This window comes from Megasphaera sp. An286 (genome assembly GCF_002163455.1).
GTDB classification, from domain to species: domain Bacteria; phylum Bacillota; class Negativicutes; order Veillonellales; family Megasphaeraceae; genus Megasphaera; species Megasphaera stantonii.
The window spans coordinates 1-14,213 of sequence record NZ_NFIY01000030.1 but is presented as its reverse complement, the minus strand read 5'-3'; the positions used below and the strand labels follow the sequence as shown (position 1 = coordinate 14,213).

Below are 14,213 nucleotides of genomic sequence, written 5' to 3'. Positions count from 1 at the left end.
CTTTGCGTGAGATTGTGGTGATTTCATTATACCAAAGAAGTTCCTTCTCTTTTTATATGTTCTTCACTTTTGTGCAGTAAAGTTTTCCCACAATTATTTTACACTAACGGAGCGAACGATAGGGCGCAAAAAACATCCCGGGAGCTCATAGCGAACTCTCGGGATGTTTTGCGTTATTTCACCAAAGCCGCCAAATCGGGGAACGGCCCCAGGGATCGTTTTAAGATGCCTTTCATGTAGGCGATGGCGATGCCGTAGTTGGTCATCAGCACGCCTTGCCGGCCGGCGAACTTCATGCGCCACTGCACTTCCCGCTCGTTGAGCATGCAGGCGCCGCAGTGAATGACCATGGCGTACGGCGACAGGTCTTCAGGAAATTCCCGGCCGCTGCAGGTCTGGATGGCAATATCCTTTCCCGTATGGGCCCTGAGCCAGCGGGGAATTTTCACCGTGCCGATGTCGTCGCACTGGCGGTGGTGGGTACAGCCTTCGGCCACGAGGACCGTATCGCCGTCCTTTAATCCTTCGATGGCCGTCACGCCTTGCACGGCGTCCCGGAGAAAGCCCTTATGGCGGGCCATGAGGATGGAAAAGGACGTCAACGTCATTTCGTCCGGCACGACGGCGGCGACTTCGCCGAAGACCTGGCTGTCCGTCACGACCATGCGTGGAGCCTTGCCCAGTTCTTCCAGCGTCTTCGCCAGGGCGTTTTCCTTAACGACGACGGCCGTACAGTTAGCGTCGAGGATTTCCCGGATGGTCTGCTGCTGCGGCAGGATGAGCCGCCCCTTCGGAGCTGCCGTGTCGATCGGCACGACGAGGACGACGAAGTCCCCAGCCGTCAGCAAGTCGCCGATTATCGGCGTGTCCTCGCCGACGGGCTTCAGGCGGGCCATCCGTTCTTTTAATTCAAAGATGCCGTCCTTCGTCACGGCGCTGACATATATATCACGGTCTCCGACCTGTGGACATGCCGCCAGGAGGTCTTTTTTATTGTACACCGTAATATAAGGTATGTTCTTTTCTTTAAATAAGGCCAGTAGCTCTTCATCGCAGCCTTTCAGGCCTTCCGTCCCGTCGACGACGAGGACGGCGATGTCCGTCTTGTTGAGGACCTGCTTCGTCCGCTGGACGCGCATTTCCCCCAAGGCGCCTTCGTCGTCGAAGCCCGGCGTATCGATAATCATAACCGGCCCCAGGGGCAGCAGCTCCATGGCCTTGTAAACCGGATCTGTCGTCGTGCCCTTCGTATCGGACACGATGGCCAGATTCTGGCCTGTCACGGCGTTGACTACGCTGGACTTGCCAGCATTGCGGCGGCCGAAAAAACCGATATGAACCCGTTCGCCTGACGGCGTATCATTCATAGACATGGCGATTCCCCCTCTTATACCGTATGAACCAAGGCGGCGAAATCATTGACCTTTTTGACAAAGGATTCGAAATCATCGATCAGATTCAGGATGACCTTTTGGTACAGCCGCCCGGAAAAGGCCGTATGGCCTAAGCCGACGAAATGAGCTTTCTCCGGAACGACAGGCCCGTACAAGGGATCGGCGATGACTGTCCCCGTCCAGCCCGCTAAGCGGCAGCGCAGATCGCCTTCTGAAGAAACAAAGATGTCTTCTTTTCCCAAGACGCCTGGCCACTCGTTCAGCAGGCAGTACACCTTCGCCGCCTGGCCTTCCCGGCCCAGAGCAGCCGCCAGAGACGCCGAATAGACGCTTTCGCCGATGATAATCGTATCGGCTTCGCTGCAATCGGCCCGGCTGTCGGCGCAGACGTAGATATCTTCCTTCGTGTCCGCGGCGCGGCGCAGTCCTTTGGCAATTTCTTCCTGCATATAGGAACCGATGGGAACGCCGACGACATAGGGTATGCCGAAGCGCTTCTTCATGACCTTGGCCCCTTCGACAGCACCTGCCGACACGACGAGGTTGACGTCAGCCAGGCCGGCCATTTCGATTTCTTCCAGCGGGCTGCCCATGGCCCAGACACTGCACGGGGAAAAGCCGCTGCGGCGCAGGAACCGCTTCATCGACTTTTCGCTGCCGTTATAGGAAAAATCGAGAGGTGTCGCGCCGATGACGTTGACCCGCAGCGGTTTAGCCGATGCTCCCGCGCCGCCGCAGGCCGCAAATTCAGGCTGCCACGAGCAGCACATGGGCCCGGCCGATCTCGGCGCAGGCACGTCCTTTACGATTCGTTCGGCCAGCATTTTCATGGCCCAGGCGATGCCCTTATCGTACAGATTCATGTTGTTCGTCGTCGAGGCCATCGTCAGGATGCCCGTCTGTTCTTCAATCATCGCCGCCAGGGCGTCCATATCGGCTCCCGTCATGAGCGGCACAGGCGTGCACAGGATGACGATAAATCTCGGCGAAAAGTCGCGGGCCGCCGACACGACGTCGTGGACGAACTTGTCGTCATTGCCCATGATGGCGTCCATTTCGGTGACTCCGGATATGAAGATGAGGCTGTCCTGGTCGTACCAGCGCGGTTCGTCGTGAGTCGCGTACGTCGAGTTGCAGCCCGACGGGTCGTGAATGACCACCATGCCTCCGAGCTCGTACAGGGACGAGCAGACGCCGAAGGTGTCGGCAGAGTACGTCGATATGCGGCTTACGGCTTCTTTCATACACATGACCGGCACCCCCATCCTTTCAGGTTAATCGATTTGCGGGCTTCCTTTTCCGTCCGGCAGGCGTCAACCATCCAGTCCAGCAGCGTCCGAATGCCGCGGAAATCGCGGAGGCCGCCGTTTTCCGCCATGTCGACGAAATGGGCCGTCCCCGTAAAATAAGCCGCCTTCTGGCCTATCGCCAGCATAGGTACGTCCGTACGGCGGTCTATACGGCGCATCTTGGCGTGGCGCATGGAGTACAGCTCCAGGTCAGGATAATGCTCCCGTACCCAGAAGAAATCGTCGCCATCTTCGCCGCTCACGCCGTCCGTATAGACGCGCTGGACAGCAAAGCCGTGCTGCAGTAAGGTCTTCGCCAGGCTAAAGGGACGGAATACGGCGGCGCTGTCAATGGCAATGGGCATAGAGCCGATGATATCCCTGGCCGCCGCAAAGGCCTCCTCGCACTGCTCCACTTCTCTGTCGTAAGACTGCCGCGGCAGCTGAAGGGCGTCAGAGACGGCGTGGAGATTGGCGATGATTTCGTCGTAACCGAAGCTATTGGAAAGATACAATCCCTTCTGTCCCAATGTCCGTTCCATATCTTCCAAGGGACCGCGGGCGTAGGGCTCCTGACCGATATTCAATACGCTTTCGGCCATTTTTTCATATTCTTCATAGGTCCGGCAGGCCGGCAGCTCCCGCAGGATAAATCCGTTCTGCTTCAGCAACAGCGCCAGCTCGCAGTCCTGAGGCACGGCGAGATTGCTGCCGACGATGTTGACCGACTTGGGATTGAGGTCGCCTTTTTCCAGCAAGCTGTACAGCTGCCGCCGCGTCCGCATTTCCGCCGTCAAGTCAGAATGGCGGCGGATGGGGTCCATCCAGCAGGCGACGAAGCGCGTCTGCGGATAGGCCTCTTCCAGGCGGCGGTACACGTCGTCCATATCGCAGCCCATAAAATGATGAATGCAGGCCGGATAGATAAAGCAGGCCGTCGGCACCTGCGGCAGCAGCCCCTGCAGGATCTCACCGACGCCGTCGACGATGCAGTCTTCCATAGTGCCGTCGTATAAATGATGCTCTTCAACGACGATGGAGGAAAACCGGTCCATCGCCCCCATTTCAGCCGCCGTCAGGACGACGCCGCGCAGGCAGCCGAGAGCGCAGATATAGATTTGATGGGAACCGGGAACGAGCATGTTCGTGTGGACGATGTTCCATGTCCCCCGGGCCGGCGGCGAATACTGGAGGCCGTCGTAAAAGATGCCGGGAAATACGGCGTCCTTTATAGCCACGCAGGCTCCCGACGTGTCTTCCCGTCCGTCAATTCTCTTCAGCATCGTATCACCCCTTTGCCGCCGTCAGGACGGCGTCGGCCAAGGCCCGGTACTGGCCGGCCATGGGGCTGTCCGGAAAGGCTTCGACGACGGTCTTTCCCAATTCTTCTGCTTGAGATACGACTTCGCTCCGGTCGAGCGCCCCGACGACGGCCGAATGGATGTCGCCGGCCAGTTCCCGTACCTTTTCCTCTTCGTTCTTTACGTTGCGGCGGTTCAGGATGAGGCCGCCTAAGCGGGCGTAGCCCCGGCCCTTAAAGGATTCCACGGCCATGGCGATGTTGGCCGCCGCGTGAAGGGCCATGTTTTCCCCCGACGTGACGATGAACACGGCGTCGGCATAGCCCTTATGCATGGGCATGGCGAAGCCGCCGCAGACGACGTCGCCCAGGACGTCGTAGAAAATGACGTCAGGCTGATATACCTCATAGGCACCCTTGGCCTTGAGCAAATCCAGGGCGGCGATGATGCCCCGGCCGGCGCAGCCCCGGCCCGGCGCGGGACCGCCGGCTTCTACGCAGACGACGCCGCCGTAGCCGGCGACGGTCATCTCTTCCAGGGAAACGTCCCGGCCCTTTTCCCGCATGAGGTCGAGAACCGTGGGAATCGCCGCGCCGCCGTGAAGGCCCGCCGTCGAGTCGGCCTTAGGGTCGCAGCCAATCTGCATGACCTTCAGGCCCCGTTCCGCCAGGGCCGCCGCCATGTTGGAGACCGTCGTCGACTTGCCGATGCCTCCCTTTCCATATACAGCAATTTTTATCATAGGTTACATCCTCCGTCTTCTCAGCAAATGCGGGGCAGTAATTCGCCGCCCGGCGGCGGCAGCAGCGTTTCCGCGCCGATTTCCGTGCGGACCACGACCCGTCCCGGCCGCTCTGCCGTCACTTCGCCGATAATCGCCGCTTCGCCGGAGTATTTCCCCTGCCGCAGCGTTTCCACGATGGCCGTAGCCTTATCCTTCGGCGCGAAGATGACCAGACGGCCTTCGCAGGCCAGATACAGGGGCTCCAGGCCCAGCATGCCGCAGACGCCGCGGACCGACGGGGCGACGGGGATCGCCGCGCCGTCCAGCCGGATGCCGACGCCGCTCTGGGCGGCAATTTCATGGAGGACCGTACCGACGCCGCCGCGGGTCGCATCGCGGATGACGTGAATGTCCTTCGTCGTTTCCAGCATGGACTGCACGGTTCCCCACAAAGGAGCGCAGTCGCTGGTTACGTCGGCGTCGATGCCGAACTGGCTGCGGGCCAGTAAGATCGTACAGCCGTGACGGCCAATATCGCCGCTGACGATGACAGCGTCGCCGGGCCGGGCCTGGGCGCCCGACAAATGGACGCCTTCCGTCGCCAGGCCGATGCCCGTCGTCGTAATGAACAGGCCGTCGACCTGTCCCTTGCCGGCTACCTTCGTATCGCCGGCGACGATGCGCACGCCCGCCTCAGCCGCCGTCTCGGCCATGGCCGCGGCGTATGCTTCCACCTTCGCTAGGGGAAAGCCTTCTTCCAGGACGAAAGCGCAGGTCATGTACAGGGGCTTTGCGCCCATGCAGGCCAGGTCGTTGACGGTGCCGCAGATGCTGAGCTTGCCGATGTTGCCGCCGGGAAACTCAGGAGGCGACACGATGAACCCGTCCGTCGTAAAGGCCAGATTTGCGCCGCCGACGGACAAGAGGGCCGCGTCGTCGGCCGTAAATTCAGGATTAGAAAAATGAGCTTTAAATACCGTATCGATTAATTCCGCCGTCTGTTTGCCGCCGCTTCCATGGGCCAGCGTCACTACGTCATTCATGATTTCCGCCTCCATATTGATAATAGGCCGAGCAGGCTCCTTCGTGCGATACCATGCAGGCCCCTACGGGATGGTCCGGCGTGCAGCCCTTGCTGAATACGGGGCACTGCGGCGGCGTGCAGAGTCCCTGCAGGACGTCGCCGCAGCGGCAGGCCGGATTAGACCGCCCATGCATAGGCGGCACGCCGTATTTCTGCCGCGCGTCATAAGCCGCATACCGCTGCTGCAGCCGCTGGCCCGACATCGGAATCACGCCGAGGCCCCGCCATTCCGAATCGCAGGGCTCCATGACCTCCGCCATGAGCCGCTGGCCCGGCAAGCTGCCTTCTGCCGTGACGACGCGGGGATAGCAGTTTTTGAAAAAAGACTTACCCTGAGGAAATTTCGCCAGGATGACGGCAAAGGCCGTCAAGAGTTCTTTCGCCGTAAATCCAGCAACGACGCCGGAAATCCCCTGCTCCGCCAGTCCTTCGCAGTGCTTCGTCCCCATGACGGCTTCGACATGTCCCGGATAGAGGAATACGTCGGCGCTGTTCTTGAGAGCCTCGTAGGCCTGGGGCATCGTCTTGTTCGCTGTTAATATCGAAAAATTAGTCAATCCTCGTTCCGCTGCCGTTTTGACAGCCAGACAGGCTGCCGGCGTCGTCGTTTCAAAGCCGACGGACAGGAATACGACCTGTTCATCCCGATGAGCCGCCGCATAGCTGCAGGCATCGACAGGCGAATAGACGATTTCTACTCTCGCCCCCTGACTGCGGGCTGTGGCCAGGCTGCCTTCCGAGCCGGGCACGCGGACCAGGTCGCCGAAGGTGCAAATCGTAACGCCTCGTTCCAGCGCCAGCCAGATAGCTTCGTCAATGAAGCTGACCGGCGTCACGCAGACTGGGCAGCCCGGCCCGGAAATGAGCGTGACCTCCTTGGGCAGAATTTGCCGCAGGCCTAAGCGGAATATTTCGTGCGTATGGGTCCCGCAGACTTCCATGATGCGCACCGGCGGCCCGTCGTAGCTTCGGATGATGTCCATCGCCGATTTCTTCTTTCCTTCTGCCATCACAAGTCCTCCAGGATATCGTCCATTTCATGATCGTCCGTATCGGTAATCTTGGCGATAGCCATGCCGGCATGGACCATGACGTAATCGCCCGGGTCCAACTCGTCAATGAGCTCGGCCGACACGGCGCGCCGCGCGCCGGACGCGTCGACTAAGGCCATGCCGTCCTTTATCGTAACCACTCGCGCTGGTAATCCTACACACATCGTAATTCCTCCTTCAATCTATTGCAGATGGTACATGCCGTACAAAGCCTGCCCTAAGGCCAGTCCGCCGTCGTTCGGCGGCACGAGGCGATGACGCAGTACCGTAAATCCATCTCGTTCCAAGGCCCGGCAGCACAGGCGCAGGAGCAACGTATTCTGAAAGACGCCGCCGCTCAGGGCCACGGCATTCCGTCCCGTCTCTTCGCGAGCCTGCCGGGCCGCCGCCAGCACCATGCCGGCTAATCCCCTATGAAAGGCATAGGCCTCCCTGCCGGCGTCGCCGTGCTTTACATACGACTGGACGCATCCGTCGAAGACGCGCTGCGTCGCCAGGACGTATCGATCGGAAAGCCGTTCCAACGGGCCGGGGATGACAGCCTCTTCTCCGTGAGTTTGCTCCCACGCTTCAGCGGCAAACTGGAGGGCCATGGCCCCCTGTCCTTCAAAGGTCGACTGCCGGCACAGGCCCAGGGCGGCGCTGAGGCCGTCAAAGAGGCGGCCGGCGCTGGTCGACATGACCGTGTTGACACCGTTGTCAGCCAGAAAAAACTGGGCCTGCAATTCTTCCCGGCTGCAGAGACGGAGCTTTTCAGCCAGAGCCGCCGTTTGCTCCTTATTCCGTCCCGTATTGTCGTACAGCAGGCTTACGGCAATGCGCCAGCCCTCGCGGGACGCCGCGTCGCCGCCGACATGATGGAAGGGCGCGACGGAAGCAAAGCGGCTGTAACCGCCCACATCGGCCAAGAGCACTTCACCGCCCCAAATCGTGCCGTCGCCGCCGTAGCCCGTGCCGTCAAAGGAAACGCCGATGACCGGCTCGAGGTAATTGTTCTCGGCCATGCACGACAAGACGTGGGCGTAATGGTGCTGTACCTTCAGGACCGGCAGTCCCAATTCCTCAGCGACGGCAACGGAATTGTACTGCCGATGGGTATCGCAGACGACGGCCGACGGCGTCGCTTCTAGGAGCGATTCCATGCGCTCCACCGATTCGCGCAGGGCGTCGACGGTCCGCGCATCGCTCAGATCGCCGATGTACGGCGACAGGTAATATAAATTGCCTTTGGCAAGGCAGAATGTATTTTTCAGTTCGCCGCCGACAGCCAGCACCTGCTTTCCCTCGTCGGGGCCGACGAAAAAGGGCAGGGGCGCGTAGCCTCGGGAACGGCGTATCATATACGGTTCGCCATCGAAAAAGTCCATGACCGAATCGTCGGCCCGCAGGCGTATGCGGCGGTTATGCGACAATACGGCGTCGCACAGGGACGACAATTCCTTTTTCGCGTCGTCATCGGTCCGGCAAATCGGCGCTCCCGATTCGTTGGCGCTGGTCATGACCAGGCAATCGGGCATGACGACGCCGTCGTCGTACGTAAACAGCAGGAGCTGCAGGGGCGCATAGGGAAGCATGACGCCGACCTTGGGATTGCCCGGCGCAATAGACGGGCACAGCCGTCCGCCATCCTTTTTGCGCAGCAGCAGGATCGGCTTCTGACAGCCGTCCAGTATCTCCTCTTCGCCGGCTTCGACGACGCATTCGCGCCGGACGACGTCCATATCGCGCATCATGACGGCCAGGGGCTTGACGGGGCGGCGTTTCGACTGGCGCAAACGGCGCACGGCGTCTGCATTTCCGGCGTCGCAGCACAGGTGAAAGCCGCCGATGCCCTTGACGGCGACGATGCCGCCGCCGGCGATGATGCGCCGGGCTTCCGTAATGGCCTCCCTGCGCCGTTCCGTCCGGCCCAGCAGATACACTTCGGGGCCGCAGTCGTTGCAGCACACCGGCTGGGCGTCGTAGCGCCGCGTCTCAGCATGTGTGTATTCGTATTCACAGGACGGACACATGGGAAAGGCGCCCATGCTGGTCCGCTCCCGGTCGTAGGGCATGGCGTCGAGAATCGTCAGGCGCGGCCCGCAGGCCGTGCAGTTGATAAAGGGATGAAGATAGCGCCGGTCCGACGGGTCAAAGAGCTCGGCCTTGCAGGCATCGCAGACAGCGATGTCGGGAGAGACGAAGATATGGCCTTCTTCTCTGGCGCTTTCCACGATGTCAAAGGCTCCATAGGGCTTTGGCTCCGCCGCCGACCGGTCGATTTTCAAGATGGCCGACCGCTCCGGAGCCAGCTCTGGCAAGTCACGGCAAAAGGCCTCTACGGCGTCGTCTTCTCCCTGAGCGATAATTTCTACGTACGAGCCCTTATTGCAGACCGTGCCGCCCAGGCCGTGCTTCGCCGCCAGACGGCTTACGAAGGGCCGGAAGCCTACACCTTGGACGATGCCGAATACGCAGATCCGTTCCGTCTTCATGGCTTATTCCCTCCCCGATACGGCAAAATGGGGAAAATCTATATAGATGCCCCGGAAATGGGGCAGGGCTTTCTTAAAATACAGGTCGCCGATGACGATATCAAAGGCGTCGTTATCGGCCAGGCTGCGGAAATCGTCTTCTTCTTTCAGCAGGATGTCTCCTTCGCGGCGGCATTCCTGGGGCTCCATAAACCACGACGCGACGGTGACGGCCTTCGCCCCCCGCCGTTCCGCCAGCTCCCGCATGGCGTTGGCCGCCGTCTGCTGGTGAACGACGAGGACCGACGCGCCGGAAAGGTCGAGCCCCTCCGGCAGCACCGATTCCAAACCGAAATAACGAAATTCGTAGGGCGTGCCGAAGGTTTCTTTCAGGTACTTCGCACTCCGAAGGCCCGACGGCGACACGACGATGTTGCGGCTGACCTTGCCGGCCTGGGCAAATTCGCCGAAGGTATCGTACAGCCATACCTGCCGCCAGCCCTCTTCCCGAAGGGCGCCGACGATTCCTTCCCTGTCGCAGGGATGCATGAGGTCCAAGGGGACGGCGCCGATGACGCCGACGATGCCGTCTTCAGCCTGCATAGACAAGTCGGCAAAGGCCCTGAACAGCGTATCATACGCTTTTTCAATGCCTGCGTCGTACAGCTCCATGCCCGTCGTATCCAGCGTGACGACTGGGATAGACAGTTCCTTCTCAGCCATGCGCTTCAAAGCCCGGTAATCCGTGCCGATGACCGACGGCACGGGCGTACCGACGATGGCGGCGAAGGAGGCGTCGATTTGCCGGGCCGCGTCGGCCAATTTCGCCACCAGGCGGTCGTCCCGGCCCAGGATGGCGTCCATATCGCGCAGGCCGGCGCTGAATACGGCGCTCTTGCCGCCGCTGAACCAGCGCGGCTCGTCAAAGCCGCAGATATTGCCGGCGCAGCCGCCGGCGTCGCAGATGACGACGATGCCGTTCAATCCGTACATCACCGCCGCCGCTCCGGACTGGTCCGGCGCGAAGGGCGATATATATTTCCAAAGACCTTTCATCGGGCCGTCCTCCCTTCCAATGCCGCCGAAATCTGGCGCAGCAGCTCCCGCAGCCCGTCGTATCCGAAGGGCTGAATCTCTTCGTCCCAAAAGACATGGGCCGCATCGTCGTGATAATAGGCGGCGTCCTTGCCGATCGTCAGGTCGACGGGATGGTCCCCGCCTTCGTAATACAGCATCGACGGCGACAAATTAGAGTACACCGCCGTGTCGGGGCTTAGCGCTTCCAAGCGGCGGATATAGGCGAAATCATAAGGCGACACGCTGGCGTAAATCTCCTTGACGGCAAAGCCGTACTGCGTCAGGGCCAGAGCCATTTCAAAGGCGTTGCCGTTCTGCATTTCCCCGACAGCGATAGTCGTACCGCCGTACCGCTTCGCCGCTTCCGCCGCGTCGGCCGCCGCTTCGTCATACCATACCGTATCGTCTGCGGCCCCGCCTAAGGCGCCGGCAAAAGCCTGGTACTGGCTGCGAATCTTGTCGATCTGGTACAGCCGCGTCAGCTCGATGCTGGGAATGCCCAGCCGCTTTTCCATATCCTGGGCGGCCAGCCGCGCCTCGGGATGGAGGATGACGTTGAAATTGGCCTTGGACATGGCCTTATATTCGGCGAAATCGCGGCAGCGGGAAATCTCGTTTATCCGGCGAATGCCCAGCTGGCGCAGGACGCCATAGAGCTCGCACGTATCGCGGAGCGGCGCAAAATGCCCCAATATATTGACGGTGCGGCTGTCGCGGTCGTCCCTTTCGAGAAGGGAGTAAATGGCCCGGCGCACGTCGACCATAGGAGGCTTGCGGCCTTCGCGGGTCAGGGCGTACATATAGCAGGGCACGACGGGCAGGCCCACCTTAGCCTCGGCCTTGCGGCACACCCGTTCCATGTCGGTGCCCAGCAGGGCGTCGACGCAGGTCATGCAGATCATGACGACAGTCGGCTCCTGCGGCAGGGCTTCGACGACCTCCGCCACAGCCTGGGGAATTTTCCGCAGATGGCGTCCCGTCACGATATCCGTTTCATCCATGATGTAGTAGAAAAATCTGTCGCTGTAGCCGCCCATTTCGCTCAATATCGTCGTGTTGCGGCCGCAGCATCCCGGGCCGACGAGCAGCATGACCGAGCCGGGAATGGCCAGGCCGGCCCGCTTGACGCCGAAGCCCTGGGCTCCAGGAGAGTTAAAGGCCAGTGCCGCCGGCGAATTGTAAATGAGGTGAGCCGACGACACGAGGTCCGACGGAATATCGCCGCGGCCCCGCCGGGCCAGCTCCCTGACAGTAATCGCATAGGGTTTTCGTTGTGTCATATTGCAGTATCCTTGTCTTTCCATAATGTCTGCGCCAGCTGGATGAACACCTGGCTGATGGGCAGCTCCGGATTGCCCTCGACGACGGTCTTGCCTTCTTCCTCAAAGCGGTTTATGTCGTCGCTGCGGGGAATATCGCCGACGATTGCCAGGCCCCGTTCCGCCGCGAAGGCCCGGACCTTTTCTTCTTCTCCCGGCACGTTGCGGCGGTTCAGGATGATGCCCTTGACCTTTGCATAGCTGCGGTCGGCGAAATTCTTGACGGCCGTGTTGATGTTGTTCGCCGCATAGAGGGCCATCTTTTCACCCGACGTGACGATGAGGACCTGATCGGCGTAGCCCTCGCGGATCGGCGCGGCGAAGCCGCCGCAGACGACGTCGCCCAGCACGTCGTACAATACGACGTCAGGCTCGTACTGTTCAAACAATCCCATGTCTTCCAACAAGTCAAAGGTGGCGATGATGCCCCGGCCGGCGCAGCCTAAGCCCGGCGTCGGGCCGCCCGTCTCGATACACAGGACGCCGCCGTAGCCGACGCGGGAAATCTCTTCGATGGTCTGCGGGTCGTCGTCGTGCTCGCGCAGGTAATTCATGACCGGCTCGAGCAGCTTGCCGCCCAGCAGGTTCAGCGTCGAATCGGCCTTGGGGTCGCAGCCGATTTGTATGACTTTCTTTCCCAAATAGGCGAAGGCCGCCGCCAGGTTGCTGGTCATGGTCGACTTGCCGATGCCGCCTTTGCCGTAAATCGCAAGTTTCAGCATGGTCTCACCTCTACTGCGGCAGCGGCGGATAGATGGTCTTCGTGCTCACGTTAGGAAGCATGCCGAGCTTTCCCGACAGGGCGCTGATCGTATCCTGCGGCGCGTCGATAATAATGCTGATGACGTTGATATCCTTATCCTTGTACGGAACGCCCATGCGGCCGACGATATACTCGCCGTATTCGTGAAGGAGCTCGTTGAGCTTCGTCGTCTCGTCCCGCTTGCCTACGATGATTCCGATAAGGGCTAATCTTGTTTCCATAGTCTTCCTCCTTTTTTATGAACAAAAAGACTCTGTGCGAAAACACAGAGCCTCGTAGCTTCCAAGTATACGTGCTTTCGCCTCGCCTGCGCAGAATTTCTTCTTTGCAGATAAGTACGGCTGCATGCCTATGACGTTTTCCATCAGAAGTCCTTCTGGAGCACGTGTTTTATTTATTATAGCAAAAAACGAGGGAAATGTATATCAATTTAGGGGAGAATACATTCCGCCGGCCCGCCTCTTGACAGCCTCCGCCTATCCCCCTATAGTAATAGTGATATATAGAAATAGGAGATGATACCGTGATTTGTCCTACCTGCGGCACAGAGCTGCGCGACGGCGTCCTCATGTGCCCCATCTGCGGCACGAAGCAAATCGTCCCGCCGCCGGCGCCGCCGAAAAACATGCAGAACAATCCGAAAATTTTCTCCAAGACCCGGGTCGTCAGCTTTATCATCGTCATGATATTCTTGATCATCGGCCTTTGGAGAGTCTTTCTGCAATAGCCTATCCGCCACAATTCCCCGTATATGATAAAAGGAGCCGCAGCAAGCGAAACTGCGGCTCCTTTTTTACAAGCGATTTTTCTATAAGCGTTTTCGTACTCTACTATGTGAATGCGTATTTCTAAAGAGGTCCTGCCGAATTATTTCAGGATAGCGCCGGAAATAATCATCTGCTGTACCTGGTTCGTGCCTTCGTAGATCTGAGTGATCTTAGCGTCGCGCATGTACCGTTCTACGGGGTATTCGCGGGTGAAACCGTAGCCGCCGAAGACCTGTACAGCGTCCGTCGTAACCTGCATCGCGATGTCGGAAGCGTATTTCTTAGCAATAGCCGCGTCCATGGAGTAGGACTTCACGTCGGGCTGGCCCATCTTCCAGGCTGCTTTGTATACGGCGAGGCGAGCCGTTTCGATCTTGAGCTTCATGTCAGCGAGCATGAAGGCGATAGCCTGCTTCGTAGCGATGGGTTTTCCGAACTGAACGCGTTCTTTCGCGTATTTCACAGCTTCGTTGTATGCGCCTTCAGCGATGCCCAGAGCCTGTGCGCCGACGCCTACGCGGCCGCCGTCGAGGGTCATCATCGCGATCTTGAAGCCTTCGCCTTCTTTGCCGAGGAGGTTGGCTGCCGGAACTTTGACGTTCTGGAATACGAGTTCACGCTGTACGGAAGCGCGGATACCCATTTTCACTTCCTGTTTGCCGTAGGTGAAGCCTTCCATGCCTTTTTCGACGATGAACGCGCTCATGCCCTTCGCGCCCTTGGATTTGTCCGTAGCTGCGAATACGATGGTTACGTCGGCTTCGCCGCCGTTGGTGTTGAAGACCTTGGATCCGTTGAGGATGTAGTAGTCGCCTTCCTTAACAGCCGTGGAGGAACCGTTGAGGGCGTCCGTGCCGGCGTTGGGTTCCGTCAAGCCGAAAGCGCCGAGCTTCGTGCCTTCTGCCAGGGGTTTCAAATATTTTTCCTTCTGTTCTGCCGTGCCGAACTTCCAGATAGGCCAGGAGCAGAGCATGGTGTGAACTTCGAAGC

At 59.7% G+C, this 14,213-nt stretch carries 14 protein-coding genes; 1 reads left to right on the top strand and 13 read right to left on the bottom strand.

Annotated elements, in window-relative coordinates; genetic code table 11:
- Positions 1 to 173: 173 nt before the first annotated feature.
- The 12 genes from hydF to B5F80_RS10615 are packed head-to-tail and all read right to left on the bottom strand — an operon-like array spanning position 174 to position 12,677.
- The gene (gene hydF / locus B5F80_RS10670; RefSeq protein ID WP_087478805.1) at positions 174 to 1,373 is read right to left on the bottom strand and encodes a [FeFe] hydrogenase H-cluster maturation GTPase HydF; all 1,200 of its coding nucleotides are present in this window, start codon (positions 1,371 to 1,373) and stop codon (positions 174 to 176) included.
- A 14-nt stretch (positions 1,374 to 1,387) separates the two neighbouring features.
- A complete protein-coding gene (locus tag B5F80_RS10665; RefSeq protein WP_087478804.1) occupies positions 1,388 to 2,644 on the bottom strand; it encodes a nitrogenase component 1 in 1,257 nt (418 codons plus the stop codon).
- Complete coding sequence (locus tag B5F80_RS10660; RefSeq protein ID WP_087478803.1) at positions 2,635 to 3,966, bottom strand: nitrogenase component 1; 1,332 nt, start codon at positions 3,964 to 3,966, stop codon at positions 2,635 to 2,637. Before B5F80_RS10660 ends, B5F80_RS10665 begins: the two co-directional genes overlap by 10 nt.
- Before the next feature lie 4 nt (positions 3,967 to 3,970).
- Entirely contained in the window at positions 3,971 to 4,726 is a 756-nt protein-coding gene (locus B5F80_RS10655) for a nitrogenase iron protein NifH (protein WP_087478802.1), read from the bottom strand.
- Between the two features lie 20 nt (positions 4,727 to 4,746).
- Positions 4,747 to 5,751 carry a hydrogenase expression/formation protein HypE gene (gene hypE / locus B5F80_RS10650; protein ID WP_087478801.1) on the bottom strand — a complete coding sequence of 335 codons (1,005 nt, stop codon included), beginning with the start codon at positions 5,749 to 5,751 and terminating at the stop codon, positions 4,747 to 4,749.
- Entirely contained in the window at positions 5,744 to 6,802 is a 1,059-nt protein-coding gene (gene hypD / locus B5F80_RS10645; protein WP_087478800.1) for a hydrogenase formation protein HypD, read from the bottom strand. Before hypD ends, hypE begins: the two co-directional genes overlap by 8 nt.
- The gene (locus B5F80_RS10640) at positions 6,802 to 7,008 is read right to left on the bottom strand and encodes a HypC/HybG/HupF family hydrogenase formation chaperone (protein ID WP_087478799.1); all 207 of its coding nucleotides are present in this window, start codon (positions 7,006 to 7,008) and stop codon (positions 6,802 to 6,804) included. Before B5F80_RS10640 ends, hypD begins: the two co-directional genes overlap by 1 nt.
- 18 nt (positions 7,009 to 7,026) lie before the next feature.
- On the bottom strand, positions 7,027 to 9,318 hold the full coding sequence (hypF, locus tag B5F80_RS10635; protein WP_087478798.1) for a carbamoyltransferase HypF: 2,292 nt from the start codon (positions 9,316 to 9,318) through the stop codon (positions 7,027 to 7,029).
- A 3-nt stretch (positions 9,319 to 9,321) separates the two neighbouring features.
- Positions 9,322 to 10,353 carry a nitrogenase component 1 gene (locus B5F80_RS10630; RefSeq protein WP_087478797.1) on the bottom strand — a complete coding sequence of 344 codons (1,032 nt, stop codon included), beginning with the start codon at positions 10,351 to 10,353 and terminating at the stop codon, positions 9,322 to 9,324.
- The gene (locus tag B5F80_RS10625; protein ID WP_087478796.1) at positions 10,350 to 11,654 is read right to left on the bottom strand and encodes a nitrogenase component 1; all 1,305 of its coding nucleotides are present in this window, start codon (positions 11,652 to 11,654) and stop codon (positions 10,350 to 10,352) included. The genes B5F80_RS10630 and B5F80_RS10625 overlap by 4 nt, the downstream gene beginning before the upstream one ends.
- Complete coding sequence (locus tag B5F80_RS10620; protein ID WP_087478795.1) at positions 11,651 to 12,415, bottom strand: nitrogenase iron protein NifH; 765 nt, start codon at positions 12,413 to 12,415, stop codon at positions 11,651 to 11,653. The genes B5F80_RS10625 and B5F80_RS10620 overlap by 4 nt, the downstream gene beginning before the upstream one ends.
- Before the next feature lie 10 nt (positions 12,416 to 12,425).
- The gene (locus B5F80_RS10615) at positions 12,426 to 12,677 is read right to left on the bottom strand and encodes a TM1266 family iron-only hydrogenase system putative regulator (RefSeq protein WP_087478794.1); all 252 of its coding nucleotides are present in this window, start codon (positions 12,675 to 12,677) and stop codon (positions 12,426 to 12,428) included.
- A 302-nt stretch (positions 12,678 to 12,979) separates the two neighbouring features.
- Here B5F80_RS10615 and B5F80_RS10610 point away from each other — a divergent pair, with 302 nt between their 5' ends.
- Positions 12,980 to 13,183 carry a zinc-ribbon domain-containing protein gene (locus B5F80_RS10610; RefSeq protein ID WP_087478793.1) on the top strand — a complete coding sequence of 68 codons (204 nt, stop codon included), beginning with the start codon at positions 12,980 to 12,982 and terminating at the stop codon, positions 13,181 to 13,183.
- Between the two features lie 140 nt (positions 13,184 to 13,323).
- Here the strand turns inward: B5F80_RS10610 and B5F80_RS10605 are convergent.
- Positions 13,324 to 14,213 (bottom strand): acyl-CoA dehydrogenase family protein (locus tag B5F80_RS10605; protein ID WP_087478792.1); only part of this gene is annotated, 890 nt, incomplete at its 5' end.